At 62.4% G+C, this 18,253-nt stretch carries 16 protein-coding genes; 11 read left to right on the forward strand and 5 right to left on the reverse strand.

Going from position 1 to position 18,253, the window contains the following annotated elements; genetic code table 11:
• Positions 1–865, reverse strand: an 865-nt coding sequence (locus E8A46_RS11940; protein ID WP_291560742.1) for a branched-chain amino acid aminotransferase, incomplete at its 3' end; no start/stop codon positions are given.
• A 150-nt stretch (positions 866–1,015) separates the two neighbouring features.
• Here E8A46_RS11940 and E8A46_RS11945 point away from each other — a divergent pair.
• From E8A46_RS11945 to E8A46_RS11985, 9 genes are all read left to right on the forward strand, one after another.
• On the forward strand, positions 1,016–1,954 hold the full coding sequence (locus E8A46_RS11945) for an alpha/beta hydrolase (protein ID WP_291560744.1): 939 nt from the start codon (positions 1,016–1,018) through the stop codon (positions 1,952–1,954).
• A gap of 223 nt (positions 1,955–2,177) precedes the next feature.
• Positions 2,178–3,482 carry an O-acetylhomoserine aminocarboxypropyltransferase/cysteine synthase family protein gene (locus E8A46_RS11950; RefSeq protein ID WP_291560747.1) on the forward strand — a complete coding sequence of 435 codons (1,305 nt, stop codon included), beginning with the start codon at positions 2,178–2,180 and terminating at the stop codon, positions 3,480–3,482.
• A 16-nt stretch (positions 3,483–3,498) separates the two neighbouring features.
• Complete coding sequence (locus E8A46_RS11955) at positions 3,499–4,521, forward strand: homoserine O-succinyltransferase (protein WP_291560748.1); 1,023 nt, start codon at positions 3,499–3,501, stop codon at positions 4,519–4,521.
• Between the two features lie 110 nt (positions 4,522–4,631).
• Positions 4,632–5,288, forward strand: coding sequence for a polysaccharide deacetylase family protein (locus tag E8A46_RS11960; protein WP_291560751.1), 657 nt, complete (start codon positions 4,632–4,634; stop codon positions 5,286–5,288).
• Between the two features lie 226 nt (positions 5,289–5,514).
• On the forward strand, positions 5,515–7,389 hold the full coding sequence (recQ, locus tag E8A46_RS11965; RefSeq protein WP_291560753.1) for a DNA helicase RecQ: 1,875 nt from the start codon (positions 5,515–5,517) through the stop codon (positions 7,387–7,389).
• Between the two features lie 171 nt (positions 7,390–7,560).
• Positions 7,561–8,568, forward strand: coding sequence for a hypothetical protein (locus E8A46_RS11970; protein ID WP_291560924.1), 1,008 nt, complete (start codon positions 7,561–7,563; stop codon positions 8,566–8,568).
• Positions 8,569–8,601: 33 nt separating this feature from the next.
• Positions 8,602–9,726 carry an N-acetylmuramoyl-L-alanine amidase gene (locus E8A46_RS30440; protein ID WP_363251598.1) on the forward strand — a complete coding sequence of 375 codons (1,125 nt, stop codon included), beginning with the start codon at positions 8,602–8,604 and terminating at the stop codon, positions 9,724–9,726.
• A 108-nt stretch (positions 9,727–9,834) separates the two neighbouring features.
• A complete protein-coding gene (locus tag E8A46_RS11980; protein ID WP_291560755.1) occupies positions 9,835–10,614 on the forward strand; it encodes a M15 family metallopeptidase in 780 nt (259 codons plus the stop codon).
• A 110-nt stretch (positions 10,615–10,724) separates the two neighbouring features.
• Positions 10,725–12,788 (forward strand): ATP-dependent helicase, encoded by a 2,064-nt coding sequence (locus E8A46_RS11985; protein ID WP_291560757.1) that lies wholly within the window; start codon positions 10,725–10,727, stop codon positions 12,786–12,788.
• Between the two features lie 110 nt (positions 12,789–12,898).
• Here E8A46_RS11985 and E8A46_RS11990 read toward each other — a convergent pair whose 3' ends face one another.
• Genes E8A46_RS11990 through E8A46_RS12005 form a run of 4 tightly spaced genes read right to left on the reverse strand, consistent with a single transcriptional unit; the run spans position 12,899 to position 16,717 of the window.
• The gene (locus tag E8A46_RS11990; RefSeq protein ID WP_291560759.1) at positions 12,899–14,026 is read right to left on the reverse strand and encodes an ABC transporter ATP-binding protein; all 1,128 of its coding nucleotides are present in this window, start codon (positions 14,024–14,026) and stop codon (positions 12,899–12,901) included.
• Entirely contained in the window at positions 14,010–14,828 is an 819-nt protein-coding gene (locus tag E8A46_RS11995; protein ID WP_291560762.1) for an ABC transporter permease, read from the reverse strand. The genes E8A46_RS11990 and E8A46_RS11995 overlap by 17 nt, the downstream gene beginning before the upstream one ends.
• Position 14,829: 1 nt before the next feature.
• On the reverse strand, positions 14,830–15,663 hold the full coding sequence (locus E8A46_RS12000; protein ID WP_291560764.1) for an ABC transporter permease: 834 nt from the start codon (positions 15,661–15,663) through the stop codon (positions 14,830–14,832).
• Between the two features lie 40 nt (positions 15,664–15,703).
• Complete coding sequence (locus E8A46_RS12005; RefSeq protein WP_291560766.1) at positions 15,704–16,717, reverse strand: polyamine ABC transporter substrate-binding protein; 1,014 nt, start codon at positions 16,715–16,717, stop codon at positions 15,704–15,706.
• A 233-nt stretch (positions 16,718–16,950) separates the two neighbouring features.
• Here E8A46_RS12005 and E8A46_RS12010 point away from each other — a divergent pair, with 233 nt between their 5' ends.
• Together E8A46_RS12010 and E8A46_RS12015 are read left to right on the forward strand one after the other, a co-directional pair.
• Positions 16,951–17,478, forward strand: a complete 528-nt coding sequence (locus E8A46_RS12010; RefSeq protein ID WP_291560767.1) for a thiamine pyrophosphate-binding protein — start codon at positions 16,951–16,953, stop codon at positions 17,476–17,478.
• Positions 17,472–18,098 (forward strand): thiamine pyrophosphate-dependent enzyme, encoded by a 627-nt coding sequence (locus tag E8A46_RS12015; protein ID WP_291560768.1) that lies wholly within the window; start codon positions 17,472–17,474, stop codon positions 18,096–18,098. Before E8A46_RS12010 ends, E8A46_RS12015 begins: the two co-directional genes overlap by 7 nt.
• The last annotated feature ends 155 nt before the right edge of the window (positions 18,099–18,253 follow it).

Here is an 18,253-nt window from a genome sequence, read left to right on the forward strand (position 1 = left end):
GGGCGAAATCCCAGTACAATTTTCGCGCGCGGCTGTAGAATGGGCCGGGCTGCAGCGAGCGGTCGTCGATCCGGATGATCGGCGCGACTTTTGCGAAATTGCCGCTGGAGAAGATTTCGTCGGCGTTCTGAAAATCCGCATATTTAAGGGTCTTCTCGACCACGCTGACGCCGGCGGCGCGCAATAGGCCGATCACGCGCTGCCGCGTGATGCCGTTCAGGAAGGTGCCGTTCGGCGCCGGCGTGTAGACCACGCCGTCTTTGGCCATGAACACGTTTGAATTGCCGAATTCCGCGACATTGCCGAGCATGTCGAGCATCAGGCAATTGTTGAAGCCGCGCGCCTGCGCTTCGCCCAGCGCGCGCGAATTGTTGGGGTAGAGACAGGCGGCCTTGCAATCCACCGGCGCGCTTTCCATGGTCGGCCGGCGGAACGGCGACAGCGTGATCGCCGAGCCGGAGGTCGGCGGCATCGGCGCGACATAGATGCACAGGCACCAGTTGGTGGTTTCCGGGTCGAACAGCACGCCGCCGCCGGCGCCGGTCTGCGCCCAATACATCGGCCGGATGTACAGTTCCGCACTGGCGTCGAAGCGCGCGATGCCTTCGCGCGCGAGAGCGAGCCAGGTTTCGCGATCGACAACCGGCTTGAGCTTGAAATTGACAGCGGACTGGTTGACCCGCGCACAATGCGCCTCGAGATCGGGCGCCACACCCTCGAAGGCGCGCGCGCCGTCGAACACGGTCGAAGCCAGCCACGCCGCATGCGTGCGCGGACCCATGATCGGCACATTGCCCTCGTGCCAGTCGCCTTCGAAGAAGGTCCAGGTCTGGGAAAAACTGACTGGTTTGATCGTCTCGGCCATCGTTCCATTCCCGCTGCGGCGGGACCCCGCACAATCCCTTGACTATTGTCGGAATTCCCTAAGGATTTACTTGCGGGATATCCCGGACATCGGGATGGATCAACGTTCAATAGACCACAATCGACCCACCGTTGCGTGGGGGAGCCGGATATGCCCCTCGATCCCCTGGCCCAGCGTTTTCTCGCGATGATGGCGGCGGCCGCGTCGGAAGGCCGAGCGCCCTCCACCCTTGATGAACGCCGCCAGGCATTTGCGAAAATGATGCGCCTCACCCGCGCCGAGGTGGCCGCCGTGACCGGAATCGATGGCGCGCTGCCGGGTCCGGAGGGCGATCTTCCTTACCGCCTCTATGCCCCGGCGGATGCCTCAAGCGAACCCTTGCCGGGCTTCGTCTTCTTCCATGGCGGGGGCATGGTCGGCGGCAGTATCGAGAGCCATGATGCCGTCGCCGCGGCGCTGGCGCAAACCACCGGCTGCCGGCTGGTTTCCGTCGGCTACCGCTTGGCTCCCGAGCACCGATATCCCGCCGCGGTCGAGGATGCGATCGCGGCAACCAGCTGGGTATCCGCCGAGGCCGCCTCGCTCGGCATCGATCCGGCGCGGCTCGTGGTCGGCGGCGATTCCGCCGGCGCGACGCTTGCCGCCGTGGTGTGCCAGGAGAGCTTGCGCGGCGGCGGCCCGGCGATCGCGGCGCAATGCCTGATATGTCCGGTGCTCGATTTCGAGGAAACCTCGCCCTCGCGGGAAGAATTCGCCGAAAACCACCTGCTCGACCGGGCCACGCTGGAGGCGGACCTCGCGCTCTATCTGCCGGAAGGGGTGGAACGCAGCGATCCCAGAATTTCGCCGCTGCGCGCGACGAAATTCGCCGGACTTCCCGCCGCCATTATCCATACCGCCGAGTTCGACCCGATGCGCGACGAGGGCAACGCCTACGCGGCAAAACTCGTCGCCGCGGGGGTTGCCGTCGAACACACCTGTCACGACGGCATGATCCATAACTTCCAGGCCATGGGCGCGGTTCTGCCGCAGGGACGGCTGGTTCTCCACCAGATCGGCGAACAGGTCCGGCGCGCGGTCGGCGGCTGACCGGCGCCTCGAGAAGTAGGCAAAGCATTAACCGAGAGCGCGCCGGCATGGTTACGCGGCAATAACGGTTTCATTCGAATTTTAATCAATTCACCGAGGTCCATTAGGGTTACTTCGTCGATGTTGGCGCGAATTATTGAAGGGTTGACCATCCGCCTCTAACACTGAGCCTTGCGAATAAAACGCATGGTCAAGTGCGTTGCCGCAAAGCGGTGAGGTGATAATGCGCAACGAAACGATTGCTATTCACGCCGGCTACGAACCCGATCCCACCACCAAATCCGTCGCGGTCCCGATCTACCAGACCGTCGCCTACGCCTTCGACAGCGCCGACCACGGCGCCGCTTTGTTCAACCTGGAGGCGGAAGGCTATCGCTACAGCCGGATCGCCAACCCGACCACGGCGGTTCTTGAAAAACGCGTCACCGAACTCGAAGGCGGCGTGGGCTCGCTCGCGGTCGCGACCGGCCAGGCCGCGCTGCATTTCGCCCTTGTCAATCTCGCCGACGGCGGCGGCAACATCGTCTCCGTTCCGCAACTCTACGGCACCACGCACACGCTGCTCGGCCACGTGCTGCCGCGCCAGGGCATCACCGGGCGTTTCGCGGCGAGCGACAAGGCCGACGCGATCGAAAGGCTGATCGACGAAAACACCAAGGCGGTGTTCGCGGAGACGATCGGCAACCCCGCCGGCAATGTCTGCGACATCGAGGCGCTGGCCAGGGTCGCGCATCGTCATGGCGTGCCGCTGGTGGTCGACAACACGGTCGCCACGCCGATCCTGCTGAAGCCGTTCGATTACGGCGCCGATATCGCCATCCATTCGCTGACGAAGTTTCTCGGCGGCCACGGCACCACCCTCGGCGGAGCGATCGTGGACAGCGGCCGTTTCCCCTGGGCCGAGCACGCGCGCCGCTTTCCGGCCTTCAACGAACCCGACGAGTCCTATCACGGCCTCGTCTACACCAAGCAATTCGGCAGCAGCGCCTATATCCAGCGCGCGCGCAGCGTCTATCAGCGCACCATGGGCTCGGTGCTTTCGCCGTTCAACGCGTTCCTGTTGTTGCAGGGGATCGAGACCGTGGCGCTGCGGGTCGAGCGCCATGTCGAGAACGCCCGCAAGGTCGCCGAATTCCTGCGCCACGACCCGCGCGTCGACTGGGTCAATTATGCAGGATTTTCCGACAGCCCCTATTACGCGTTGGTCCAGAAATATCTCAACGGCAATGCCTCATCGCTGTTCACCTTCGGCATCAAGGGCGGCATGGAGGCCGGCAAGACCTTCTACGATGCGCTGAAGCTGATCACGCGGCTGGTCAATATCGGCGACGCCAAATCGCTCGCCTGCCATCCCGCCTCCACCACCCACCGCCAGATGTCCGCCGAACAGCAACGCGTGGCCGGCGTGCTGCCCGAAACCATCCGGCTTTCGATCGGCATCGAGCACGTCTCCGACATCATCGAGGATATCGACCAGGCCCTGGCGCAGGCTAGCTCGCCGCACAAACGGCTCGAGGCGGCGGAATGAATCGGCCCGGCCCGACATGACCGTGCTCTTGGAGAAACGGCGGCTGATCGTCAGCCCCGGCCTCGCACCGACGCAGCTGCGGCGGGAAGACAAACTCGGTCATCCGCAACACGTCGATGTGGACCTCACGATCGGGCTCATCAACAACATGCCGGATGCAGCGCTGCAGGCGACGGAACGCCAGTTCATGCGCCTGCTAAGACGAGCCGCCGGGGACGTTCGGATCGATTTCCACTGCTTCTCGCTGCCTTCGGTGAAACGCTCGCAACCGCTGCAGTGGCGCATCGACCAGCAATATTCCGATATCGCCGATCTCGACCGCCTGCGGCTCGATGGATTGATCGTCACCGGCGCGGAGCCGGCCGCCGCAAGCCTAGCCGAAGAGCCGTTCTGGCCTGAACTCGCTTCAATCGTCGACTGGGCGAAGACCAACACCCGCTCGACCATCTGGTCGTGTCTGGCCGCCCATGCCGCCGTGCTGCATCTCGATGGCATCGAGCGCCGGCGGCTCGATGCCAAATGCTCCGGAATTTATGATTGCTTTGGGTTGGCCGATCACTGGCTGACCGACGGTCTTCCCTCGCCGTTCAGGGTTTCGCACTCACGCCTCAATGAGCTGCGGGCGGACGATCTGGCACAGCGGGGCTATCAACTGCTGGCGCTCTCGCCGGAAGCCGGCGTCGATATGTTCGCCAAGCAGCTGCGCAGCCAATTCATCTTCTTTCAGGGACATCCCGAATATGAGGCGCTGTCGCTGGAGCGCGAATATCTGCGCGACATCGCCCGCTTTCTCGGCCACGAGCGCGACACCTATCCGGCCATCCCCGCCGGCTATTTCGATACCGACACCGAAGAGCGCCTGGCAGCCTTCGAGACGCGCGCGCGCGCCGAACGCAGGCCGGCGCTGAGCATCGAGCTGCCCGAGCGCACGCTTCGGCCGGACGTCACGACAGGCACCGCGGCGACCGTGATCTTCCGCAACTGGCTCGACTATCTCACAGGCGGCGAGCGAGCGGCATTGCCGCACTCCAGCATCTGAACCCGGTGAAAGTCATGCGCCCCGACTGGTCACCATTGAAGGCGCGCGTCAGCAACCGCATGGCCAGACATTTTTGCATATCGCCGTTCCGGTTGCGAAACCGGGGCCCGATGGTCAGTTTCACGTTCGACGATACGCCGAAGAGCGCGGCCGCCGTCGGCGTCCCCATTCTCGAGGCGTATGATGCACGGGCGACCTTCTATGTCGCGGGCGGGCTGGTCGATAAATGGTCCGGCCATTGGGACGGAATCAGCGGCGATGAGATCGTGACACTTCACCGCCAGGGCCATGAAATCGCCTGCCACACCTTCTCCCACACGCGAACCACCGATCTCGATGCGGCAACACTGGCTGCGGAGATCGAAGACAACCGCCGCTACCTCAGGGGACTCGATCCATCGATCAGGATCGAGAATTTCGCCTATCCCTACGGACTGGGATCGGTGTTGCGCAAGGGGCAGCTCGGGAAGATCTTCCATTCATCGCGTGGCATTATTCCCGGGGTCAACGCCGGGGTGGCGGATTTGCAATTCCTGCGCGCCACCCCTCTCATCAACCGCGATATCGACCGCGACGGCATCGATCGCATGTTCGACGAAGCCGTCGCCAGCAACGGCTGGCTGATCTTCTACAGCCATGACGTGGCGGCCGAGCCGAGCCCTTACGGCTGCACCCCCTCCCTGCTGCGGCACGCGCTCGATGCGGCATCACGACGAAACGTCGAGATATTGAGCGTTGCGCAAGCGCTGCGCTCCGCCGGGGCGTAGCTGCCAGCCAAACAATTGGCCGCAGATTCCCTGGGTCGCTGGAAAACGACCCGGGAGTGAGCGCGCAATGTCGTGCAGGTTGGGAGGCCGCATGATACCTTGCTTCGGCGCGACAGCGCAGTCGGCGTTGCAAAAAGGGCGTTTTGGCCGGATCTGCAAAGAGGCGGATAGCCCGAATCAGGGATAGAGCTGTCGTCAAGCTCGTACACGGACCAACAAACCCCGCATGTCTGTTCCCGCCTCAGCCGCCAAGCGCCCGCCCGGCCTCGCCCCTGACGTGCTTTCCGTCCTGAACTCCGTGTTTGGCCTGCCCGGCTTCCGTGGCGAGCAGGAAAAGATCATCGGGCATGTGACCAACGGCGGCAATTGCCTGGTGCTGATGCCGACCGGCGGCGGCAAGTCGCTGTGCTATCAATTGCCGGCCCTGCTGCGCGAGGGCTGCGGCATCGTCGTCTCGCCTTTGATCGCGCTGATGCGCGACCAGGTCGCGGGACTGCTCGAGGCGGGCGTCAAGGCCGCGGTGCTGAATTCCACCCTGACTTTCGATGAGGCCGCCGCGGTCGAGGCGCGGCTTCTCGCCGGCGACCTCGACTTGCTCTATATCGCGCCCGAGCGGCTGTTGACGCCGCGCTGCCTCAACCTGCTCGGCCGCGCCAAGGTCGCGCTGTTCGCTATCGACGAGGCCCATTGCGTGTCGCAATGGGGGCACGACTTCCGCCCGGAATATATCGGCCTGTCGGTGATAGCGGAGCGTTTTCCCGACGTGCCGCGCATCGCCTTGACAGCCACGGCCGACGATCTCACCCGCAAGGAGATCATCGACCGGCTCGGGCTGGCCGGCGCGCCGCGTTTTGTCGCGAGCTTCGACCGGCCCAACATCCGCTATGAAATCGTCGACAAGCAGAATGCGCCGGCGCAGCTGAAAGCCTTCATCAGCGAGCGCCACGCAGGCGATGCCGGCATCGTCTACTGTCTGTCGCGGGCCAAGGTCGAGGACACCGCGGCCGCGCTGACCAAGGCCGGCATCGAGGCGCTGCCGTATCACGCCGGCCTCGACGCCAGGATGCGCTCCCGCAACCAGGACCGCTTCATCAACGAGGACGGCATCGTGATCGTCGCTACCGTCGCGTTCGGGATGGGCATCGACAAGCCCGACGTGCGCTTCGTGGCCCATCTCGATTTGCCGAAGAGCATCGAGGCCTATTATCAGGAAACCGGGCGCGCCGGGCGCGACGGCAAGCCCTCCAGTGCCTGGATGGCCTATGGCCTGTCGGACATCGTGCAGCAGCGCCGCATGATCGAGGAGTCCAGCGGCGCGGAAGCGTTCAAGCGGGTGTCGATCGGCAAGCTCGACGCGCTTGTCGGCCTCGCCGAAACCACCAACTGCCGGCGCACCCGCCTGCTCGGCTATTTCGGCGAAAAAGCCAGCACCGCCGGCTGTGCCAATTGCGACAACTGCCTGTCGCCGCCAAAGCTCCGCGACGGCAAGGTGATGGCGCAAAAACTGCTGTCCTGCGCCTATCGCACCGGGCAGCGCTTTGGCGCCATGCACCTGATCGATGTGCTGGTCGGCCGCTTGACTGAACGCGTCCAGCAATTCGGCCATGACAAGCTTTCCGTCTTCGGGATCGGCCGCGAGCTCAACGAAAAGCAGTGGCGTGCCGCGCTGCGCCAATTGGTGGCGATGGGCCATCTGCAGCCCGACGCAGAGGCCTTTGGAGCGCTGAAACTGACGGAAACCGCGCGCGGCGTGCTGAAAGGCGAGACCGAAGTGATGCTGCGCGAGGAGACCCCGGGCTCCCGCCTGCGCGCCAGCCGGACCAGATCAAGGCGCGGCGATCTCGCGTCGGCTTCGGGCACAAGCGGCGAAGCCGGCCATCCCGCCCTGGTCGGCGCGCTGCGCGCATGGCGCTCCGAGGTGGCGCGCAAGCGCAGCGTGCCGGCCTATGTCGTGCTGCATGACGCCACCATCGACGGCATCGCCGCGTCGCGCCCGATGACGCTCCATCAACTGCGCGATATCGCGGGGATCGGCGACAAGAAGCTCGAGCATTACGGCGACGAACTGATCGCGCTGGTGAAAGCCAACCGCACTGCTTAGGCGTGGGAGACTGCCATGGGGATAGCAAGCTATACCGCTGCGCCCACGGCAGCTCTTGCTCTCGGACTTTTCCTCACGCCGCCGGTTTCCATCGCCATCGATGCGATCATCAGCACTGCCGCGTCGCTCGTCTCACCCGCCATTGGCAATCTTGGCTTTATTTCCCCTGCGATGGGTCAACCGGACGCCCTCACAAAAAAACAATCGGATGCACTCAACGCCTACAACAATGCAGTAAGCGACTTTGAGATGGTCCTGGGCCAGCGGCGCGCCCAGATCAATTCGAAGCAACCGCTTCCGAATTTGCCGGGACAAGCACTCTATCTTGCGCGCATCAACATGATGAGCGCATACAAAGACCTTACCGACGTCCTTCCCTCCAAAATTGGAAGGCCCAACAAGTTCGGAATTCCTCCGGCGTACTTTGACGCCGACAAGGAGCCGCTGCTCGATGAGTACAGGGCTCTTTTCGACCTCATGGAGGCGCCACCCGCCAACGCGCAAAAATCAGATTCTCCATTCAAGGACGTTGTCGATCTGGCGATTGCCATTGCGCGAGCCAGGGGTCTTGATGCGGCGAATGCCGAAGCGGCAGGCCGTATCAGTCTGGGGCTGTTCTTTGCCGAGACAAATGGCAACCAGAACGTAGGGAATGCGCGTTCGAACAAATACAAGGGAAGCTTTCAAACGGGCCCATCAGAGGATCAAAATGGTCGAAGGAAATGGGCAGCGATAAAAAGCGCGGTAGCGGCCTTCGATCGGGTACTGAGCCATCGCGACGACAAGGAAGAGGCGCGGGTCGGTAATCTGGATCATCGGTTCAACCACTGGATCGCCGTGCGAGATGCCCTCATGAGCGCACACGCTAATGTTTTCCCGCAAGTGCCGGCGATCGTGAAAACATTGCCAAGTCCGATCGACCAGATGAAGCTCTTCGAGCTCATCCAGATCATTCCCACTCCGACCAGGTCCGCGCTCAAGTCAGGCAACCTGGTCAACTACAGGATTTCCGACCCGAAGATCATGGGATATCTGCGAAACAACAGCATCTTCGCCTTTGGGCAAGCCGACAGGGCAAGAACATCCGCGACCTTCCGCGAAATTCTTGATGCGATGTGGCTCTTCAATGCCAAATTTGAACGAGCGCTTTCCAAATTCGACGAGATCAAGGCGCGGTAAGGGAGCGATAACCTGCTGCTCTCAAAGATTTTTTTGAGCCCGCTCGTCGAATTGAGCGCGCAATTTATTTCCAGTAACCCGTGGTGCAGAATCCCTGTAGAATGTCGTCTCGTGCTGCCATCCCGTCATGGAGTGCGAACAGAAAATTATTCTTGGGGGAAGTTAGGATTGCTGTCGTCAGGAAGAAAATTCGCCGGATCGGACTTCGGCTTTCGGTGCCGCCGTCGCACCGTCATCGCCGCGATGGCCGCATTGGTGCTGCTGCCGAGCGAGTCCGGCGCTGCCGGCTGGCTGTTGGATATCTTCAAAGGCCCGTCAAAGCAGGGCAAATCGCCTGCGCACGTCGCCTCACGAAAGCCGGCCATCTCGGCGAAGCGCGCTGCCGCGCCAAAGCCCCACACTGTAAGGCTTGCCGCTCTGGGGCCAGCCAACTTGAACTTCTTGAAACCGGCCGCATCGATGTGCGATCCCTCGAAATTCCGGATCGTTCTGGATGTGGGACATACCGCCGAATCGGAAGGCGCGACCAGCGCCCGCAACGTCCCCGAGTTCACCTTCAATCTGCGACTTGCGCAGCGGATCGAGGAGAAATTGAAGGCCGAAGGCTTCGCAGAGACCATGCTGCTTCTGACCGAGGGCAAGGCCAGGCCCAGCCTCGCCAAGCGTGTCGCCGCGGCCAATCATCTGGGCGCGAATCTATTTCTGTCGATCCACCACGACTCCGTGCCCAACTCATTGCTCGAGGACTGGGAATTCGAGGGCAAGAAGGGCCATTTCAGCGACCGCTTCAGCGGTTATTCCGTTTTCGTTTCCCGCAACAATCCAGACTTCAAGACGAGCCTCTTATTCGCCGAACTGATCGGCAAGGCAATGAAGGCCCAGGGCCTGCAATATGCTCAGCAATATACCCAGGCCATCATGGGTCGATACCAGCACCCGCTGCTGAACAAGGAAACCGGTGTCTATAGCTACGATCAGCTCGTCGTGCTGAGATCGACCCGGATGCCCGCCGTCCTGCTGGAGGCGGGCTCTATCATCAACCGGGACGAAGAGCTCAAAATGGACTCGCCCGAGCGCCGGAACATCACCGGCAATGCTGTCGCGGCGGCAGCGAAGGAATTCTGTGGTCCTCAAGAGGCCTTCCTCGGTCCGCTCTGATGGCGCGGCAACGACACCACATCGCATCCCTGCCGGATCCTAGCATTTATGCCGGCAACCTTTAGTCAGAGGAGACCCATTGCGCGAAGCCGGGTGAGCATATTCAGTATGCTCATCCGTGCTGGCCTTGTCTTGATAACGATGCTGCCGGCCTCGGCTTTGGCAGGCTCCGCCATGCCCAAAGGCTTCGTTTATTTGCGTGATATTGATCCTGCAATCGTTCAGGACATTCGCTATGCGGGATCTCATAACTTTGTAGGAAGACCGATAAGAGGCTACCTCGCCGCCGAGTGTATCCTCAGCGAGCCGGCCGCAAGAGCCCTTGAAGCGGTGCAGGGGATGTTGGCCGAGAAAAAGCTCTCGCTCATCGTCTGGGATTGCTATCGGCCGAAGCGGGCCGTCGCTGATTTTCTTCAGTGGAGCAAAGATCCAACTCACTCCGAAATGAAGACCGAATTCTACCCTCGCACCGACAAGGAAAAGCTATTCGCTCTTGGATATCTCGCAAAGCGGTCAGCTCACTCGCGGGGAAGCACAGTGGATCTAGGCATCGTCCCAGTTGCTCTTTCGGTCGCGCCGCCGCCAGATCCCTCACAATCCCCTAAGGCATGCACTTCTCCAAAAGGCGAGCGATTCGAGGATGGAACTATCGATTTTGGCACGGGCTACGACTGTCTGGACGTACTTGCCCATACATCAAACGCTCTTGCAGGCGGGATGGCACTGCGCAACCGTCGAACACTAGGCTCCTACATGGAACGCGCAGGCTTTCGTCCCTATGCCAAGGAGTGGTGGCACTTCGAACTTGTCAATGAGCCGTTCCATCGCGACGGGTTCGACTTCGAGGTCTCGGCCTCACCATCAGCGAACGAACGGCCAGCACGCTGACCTCAGGATGTTGCAATCTGGCGTCAGGATCGTTTTTGCCAACTTCGGAGTGATTGTGTGGGGGACGGGAATCACCGAGGGTGGTCTTGCACCCCAAGGACCATCATTCCGTGCCAGCGGCAGCCCCTTACCTTGAAAGCCTCAATCCGGAACAGCGGCGGGCCGTCGAGCACGGCGCGGCGGGACCGGGCCCGTTTGCCCCGCTGCTGGTGATTGCCGGCGCCGGCTCCGGCAAGACCAACACCCTTGCCCATCGCGTTGCCCATCTGATCGTCAACGGAGCCGATCCCCGACGCATCCTGCTGATGACATTTTCGCGCCGCGCGGCCTCCGAGATGACGAAGCGTGTCGAGCGGATCGCGCGCAAGGTCATCGGCGACAATGCCGGGGTGATGACGGACGCGCTGGCGTGGGCCGGCACCTTCCATGGCATCGGCGCGCGCGTGCTGCGGGAATATTCCGACCGGATCGGTCTTGACCCCGCCTTCACGATCCACGACCGCGAGGATTCCGCCGACCTGATGAACCTGATCCGGCACGAAAAGGGGTTTTCGAAAACGAAAGAGCGCTTCCCGACCAAGGGCACGTGTCTTGCGATCTACTCGCGCTGCGTCAATGCGGAAAACCCGATCGAGCAGGTGCTGGGCGCGTCGTTTCCGTGGTGTTGCGGATGGGCGGTGGAACTAAAGGAGTTGTTCGCGGCCTATGTCGAGGCGAAGCAGCGCCAGAATGTGCTCGATTATGACGACCTGCTGCTGTACTGGGCGCAGACCATGACCGATCCGGCGCTGGCCGGCGATATTGGCGGTCGTTTCGACCATGTCCTGGTCGACGAATATCAGGACACCAACCGCCTGCAGTCGTCGATCCTTCTGGCCTTGAAACCCCGCGGTGAAGGTCTCACCGTGGTCGGCGACGATGCGCAATCGATCTACTCGTTTCGCGCTGCGACCGTGCGCAACATTCTCGACTTCCCCAGTCAGTTCTCGCCGCCGGCGGATATCATCACGCTCGACCGCAACTATCGCTCGACGCAGACCATCCTCGCCGCCGCCAACGGCGTGATCGATCTGGCCAAGGAGCGCTTCACCAAGAACCTGTGGACCGACCGGACTTCAGGTATGCGGCCTCGGCTCGTCACTGTCCGCGACGAAGCCGATCAGGCGCGCAGCGTCGTCGAACGCATTCTGGAAAACCGCGAAACCGGCACGCTTCTGAAGCAGCAGGCCGTGCTGTTCCGTACCTCAAGCCACAGCGGGCCGCTGGAAGTCGAACTCACCCGCCGCAACATCCCGTTCGTCAAATTCGGCGGTCTCAAATTTCTCGATGCCGCGCATGTCAAGGACATGCTGGCGCTGCTGCGCTTTGTCGAAAATCCGCGCGACCGCGTCGCCGGTTTCCGCCTGATGCTTCTGATCCCGGGGATCGGTCCCACTTCGGCACAGCGTGTGCTCGATCACATGGCTGACGACCCCGATCCGATCGCAGCCCTTGCCCGAGCGCCGGCCCCGCCGCGCGCGGGGGAAGACTGGAGAACGTTCATCGGGGCGGTAGCGGATCTCAGCCATTCAACCTGGCCCGCCGACATCGAGCGCGCGCGGCTGTGGTACGAGCCGCATCTGGAGCGAAACCACGAGGATGCCGCGACCCGCCGCGCCGACCTGATCCAGCTCGAACAGATCGCCAGCGGCTATCCTTCGCGCGAGCGCTTCCTTACCGAGCTGACGCTCGATCCCCCCGACGCCACCAGCGATCAGGCCGGGGTCCCGCTGCTCGACGAGGACTATCTGATCCTGTCGACGATCCACTCCGCCAAAGGCCAGGAATGGAAGTCGGTGTTCGTGCTCAATGTCGTCGACGGCTGCATGCCCTCGGACCTCGGCGCCGGAACCAGCGCGGAGATAGAGGAAGAGCGTCGGCTGCTCTACGTGGCCATGACCCGCGCCCGGGACGATCTGGATCTGTTGATGCCGCAGCGTTTCTTCACCCACGGCCAGCATGCCCAAGGCGACCGCCACGTCTATGCGTCACGGACGCGTTTCATTCCCACCTCGCTGCTTGGCCTGTTCGAACAGACCGTCTGGCCGCCCGCGGTGGCCGGTGCAGCCGCTCACTCCGCGAGCCAGGGGCCGCGCATCAACGTCGGCGCGCGGATGCGCGGGATGTGGCGCTGATCCGGAACAGGAGACCTTGCAGCCCCTGACCACCGGCACGCAGCCGTAAGCCGTCGGCATCGGCGCGACCGGCTGCGGTGGAACGATTGACGGCGACGGCCAGGAGCGCTCTACACGAATGCAACCGCTTCGCCTGACGTAACGGAGATGCCGACCCGCGCGCCGGTTGGCCAGCGCGTCATCGCTTCGTGCCCTCCCGACCGCACCAGCAGCCGATCGCGGGACGCCTCGCCACACTCTATATACGTGTCGACATAGCCGCCCTGATAGACATGGGCGACAATCGTGCCATGGGTCGCGCACGCCTCGGTCGCTTCCGACAGCGCGAGGTGTTCGGGCCGCACGAACAGATCGACTGCCGCCGACCTCGCCACATCAGCCAAAGGCCCGCACGGCACTTTTACCCGAACGGGCCCGATGGCGATGATCGCAGACGCGCCTTCCACCCCCTCGAGGCGACCGCGCAGCACATTGGCGTCGCCGATGAACGAGGCCACAAACCGGTCGCAGGGTTGGCGGTAGATTTGCTGGGGCGTTCCAAGCTGGCGAATCCGTCCCTCCGACATCACCGCCAGGCGGTCGGAAAGGCTCAAGGCCTCGCTTTGGTCGTGGGTCACGAAGATCGTCGTGACGTTGAGCTTGCGCTGGATCTCCCGCAATTCCACCTGCATCGACGCCCGCAGGTTCTTGTCGAGCGCCGAGAACGGCTCGTCGAGCAGCAGCACCGTCGGATTGATGACCAGCGCGCGCGCCAGCGCCACGCGCTGCTGCTGGCCGCCGGATAGCTGGCGTGGCGTGCGATCTTCAAAGCCTGCGAGCCGCACCAGTCCCAGCACTGCTTCGACGCGACGGTCTCTCTCCTGCTTGGCAACGCCACGGACCTTCAGGCCGTAGGCGACATTGCCGGCCACGTTCATGTGCGGAAACAGCGCGTAGTTCTGAAACATCATGCCGATTTCCCGCTTGTAGGTCGGCACGTCGTTCATCCGCTCGCCGCCGATCAGGATCTCGCCGCCGTCCGGGCTCAGGAATCCCGCGGCCAGATTGAGCAGAGTGGTCTTGCCGCAGCCGGAGGGGCCGAGCAGGGTCATGAACTCGCCCTGCCTGATCGACATCGACACACCATCAAGCGCGGTGGTTTCGCCGAACCGCTTGGTCACGGCGTTGAACCGGACCGCGCCGTCTTGATCGGCGGCCGGACCTTGCGTTCGGGCGTCCTGATCAGCGAGTTTGTTCAATGTTCAATACCTTGCCAAGACCGAGATACGCATTCGCAAAGATGATCAGCGCGGCGGTGGCCGCGATGTACATGACGGACAGCGCCGCCATCGAGGGATCGGCGAATTCCCTGACATAATTGTACATCGCCACCGGCAGCGTCTGCGTCCGCTGCGCCGTGACAAAGAGCGACGCCGTGAATTCGTTGAACGACAGCATGGCGGCGAACAGCCAGCCGCTGACCAGGCCCGGCAGCAGCAGCGGCAGCGTGATGGTCACCATCACCCGCAGCGGCGAGGCGCCGAGGCTCGCCGCGGCACGCTCATAGCTCTGATCGAGGTTGCGCAGGGAGACATAGACACTGCGCAGCACGAAAGGCAGCACGAGGACGATGTGGCAGGCGATGACGACCGTATAGCTGCGGTTCCATCCGATCTGCGCAGCCAGGATCAGGAAGCCGAGCCCCACGGTAAAATGTGGAATCACAAGTGGCGACAGCAACACGCCCTCGATGACCCGCTTGAAACGAAACCGGTAGCGGTTGAGCGCGAAGGCAAACATGGCGCCGACCGCAAGCGCCACCGTCGAGCTCCACGCCGTGACGATCAGGCCATTGCGAAAGCCGTCGCGAAAATCCTGATAGGCAATGGCTTTGGCGAACCAGCGCATCGACCACGCCTGCGGCGGAAACGACAGGATCGCCTTGTCGTTGAACGCCGCGATGGTCACGACGGCGGCCGGCAGCACCAGGAAGCCGAGGATCAGCACCACGACGAGTTTGCCGATGAAGCCGAGCAGGCGCTGATAGGTCGAGCGCGGCATCTCAATGCGGCTCGATGGTTTCGAGCCGGCGCGACGCCAGCCGCAACATTGACAATACCACAATGGTGAGCGCCAGACCTGTCACGCACAGGCTGGCGGCGAACGGAAAATTGAAACTGGCGAAGCCGAGCTGATACACCAGGTTCGAGATCATGTTGACCCGGCCGCCGCCGATCAGCTGCGGCGTGGCAAAGGCACTGAACGTCCACGCAAAGGCCGTGGTGACGCCGGCCACGACGCCGGGCATCGACAGCGGCAGCGTCACGGTCAGGAAGACGCGAACCGGACCGGCGCCAAGGCTTTCGGCGGCGCGCTGATAGTCGCGGTCGATATGCGACAGCGCCGCCGCCAGCATGATCACCATCACCGGCATCGTGACATGGACGAGCGCGACAACGACGCCGAAGGTGGTGAACATGAACTGGACCGGCTGTCTGACGATTCCGAGATGGAGCAGGATCGAATTGATGAACCCATTATTGCCGAGAACGATGATCCAGGAATAGGTCCGGACCACTTCGCCGAGAAACAGCGGCGTGACGACGATCACCAGCAGGGTGGATTTTAGAATCGCATTTTGCGAACGAACCAGCGCATAGGCCAGCGGATAGCCCACGATCAGGGTGGAGACCGCGGTCAGAAAGCAGATCCAAACGGTGTCGATAAACACCCGCGCATAGAGCGGTTTCAAGAGATCGGTGAAATTCGCAAGCGTAAAGCCGCCGGGATCGAGCGAGCCGGGTACATAGGCGCGCAGACTGAATTGCAGCACGGCCGCCAACGCGGCGACAAGGCCGAAGGCGCAGAGCAGCGCGGGCGCAGCGAAGGTGCGCAAGAATGGCTGCTGCGGGTTCACGGGACCGAACGACAGCGCGCTAGTTCATGATGTTTTCGGCAAACCACTTGCGCCACTCCGCGGTTTTCTCGGCGCGCAGCCTGGCATCGATGTTGATCTGCTGCTTCCATTGCGCCGCGGTCGTGAACACGCCGGGAAGTTTCGCAATCTCCGGATCAATTTTGGCATTGAGGACCGCGGGGCTGCCCTTCTTGATCTTGGCAATCTCGGCCTGGATTTCCGGATCGTACAGCGCATTGATGAACTTGTAGGCCAGTTCGGCCTTCTTGGAGCCTTTCATGACGGCGACGGTGTCGACACCGAGAACCGCGCCCTCCTTCGGAATCACAAGCGTGATCGGAACGCCCTGCCCGATCATGTAATAGGCATTCATGGACAACACGATTTGCACCGGCGTCTCGCCGCTGGCGAGCAACTGCTGGCTGTTGGCGTCGTTGGTGTAGAAGGCCTTGAAATTGGGTTTCAGCGCCTTGAGCTTGTCCTGTCCCTTTTTCCAATGCGCGGCGTCGCTGCCGGAAAGAATCGCCGAGACCGCGATGATGTGGCTGGGATCGAAATCCGGCCCGGCAATCTTGCCCTTCAGTTCCGGCTTCCACAGATCGCCCCAGCTCTCGAATTTCATTTCCCCCAGAAGGTCGGCGCGATAGCCGATGGTGTAGACATAGGCCCAGGCGCCGAGGTGAAACGGACTGATCCGCGCTTCATCGGCTAGGTTTTTCGCGTTGGGGATCTTCGAAAGATCGAGCGGCTCGAACAGCCCGTCATTGGCATAGAGCCAGCCGACATGCGACGTCGTAAATGTAATGTCGCTTTCCGGATCGCCCTTGGCGAGCTTCTCCTTGTTGAGCCGGTCGATGGTGCCGCCGGTGATGAACTCGACCGGCACGCCGGTCTCGGCGGTGAATTTTTTGGCAACCGTTTCAGCGACAAGATCGCGCCAGCTGCCACCCCAGATGCTGACGACCAGCTTGTCCTGCGCCTGCGCGGGCACGGCGATCGCGAGAGCGAAGAGAGCGAGTAAAACGCGTTTCATGTTCTAATCCCCGGTTTGCAATATTCGCTATGGCGCAATCCGATCTCGCCGCGCTCGGCCGCAATAGTCTGCACCATCGGTGTCGGATCGACAACGGCACCGATCTTTCCTACATTTGCGCCCGTCACGCCGGATCGCGGACCTGGCACAGTCAGAATTGGCACGGTCAGAATTGGCACAGTCAGAAGTTGAATAGGCGGCGACAAGCCGCCTGCTCGCGAAGGAGATGATTGATGGTGGCGTCGGGTAAGCAATCCGCAGATCCGCATCGGCCGTCCGAGATCCTTGAAACACTGAAACGTCTTGGCTTCGGTGTTGCAATTGCCGTGCCGGACAGCTGGCTTGGCGAGATTCTGGTGCGTATCGAGCATGAGCCGACCATGCGGCTGGTGCGGGCGACCCACGAGGAAGAGGCGCTGGCGATCGCCTGCGGCACCCGGCTGGGCGGCGTGCGGACCGCGATGTTTGTGCAAAACGCAGGACTATTGAGCATGGGCGCCGGGATGGTTTCCCTCGCCCAACGCTATCAATTCCCGCTTTTGATGCTGGTATCCTATCGAGGGACCATCGAAGACCCTGTGTTCTATCACACGCCAAAGGGCCGGGTGACGGAGCCGGTCCTGAGGGGACTGGGCGTTGCCCATGCCCGGGCCGATCGAGCCCGGCCGATCGGTCCCCAGGTCGAACGCGCCGCGACCTATGCCGAGGAGGCCTGCTGCCCGTTTGCGCTGCTGCTGTCGCAGGAGGACGTTCAATGGTGAATGCGGCGAGGCCGAGCCGGGCCGATTATTACAAGGCACTCGCCGATACCCTGCCCCAGCACGCATTGGTGGTGACTTCGCTCGGCAACGCCTCGTATTTGTGGGCGTCGATGCATCATCAGCCCGAAAATTTCTACTTCGAAGACGCGATGGGGCTGGCGCTTCCGCTAGCGCTCGGGCTTGCGATCGCGCAGCCGCGCCGTCCGGTCATCGTGGTCGAAGGCGACGGCGCGGTCCTGATGCATATGGGCGCGCTGGTCACCGTCGGCGCGGTGGCCCCGGGCAACCTCACGGTATTGCTGATCCAGAACGGCGTCCATGCCGCTTCGGGGGGACAGGCCCTGACCAATGCCAACCTCGACCTCGCCGCACTCGCGCTGTCGGCGGGAATCCCCCGCGCGAAGAATGTGACGACGCCGGACGCTTTTGCCGCGGCGATGCGCGAAAGCGACGGGGCCGGCGCCAGGTTCCTTGTGCTCTCGACAAAACCCGATACCGAAGTCGTTCGTCCGCCGATTGCGTTCGATCCCGTGCTCACCAAACAGCGCTTCATGTCGGCGATAGGCGCCCCGCGCTACGTGCCGACCATGTTCGGCGGCGGACGACTCGAACACGACTAGCTTTCAAGGCAGAGAGTCGCCCGGATTTCTGAGCTGAGTGACGTTCGTCTGTTGACGATTTCATCAGAGTCCGAGTCTGACGCGAGTCCGAATGTTCGAATCTTTTCCGGAAGCACAACATTACAATTCCGCAGCATGGCCAGAACCGGCTGGCA

This window comes from Bradyrhizobium sp. (assembly GCF_004799445.1).
In the GTDB taxonomy this organism is placed as follows: Bacteria; Pseudomonadota; Alphaproteobacteria; order Rhizobiales; family Xanthobacteraceae; genus Bradyrhizobium.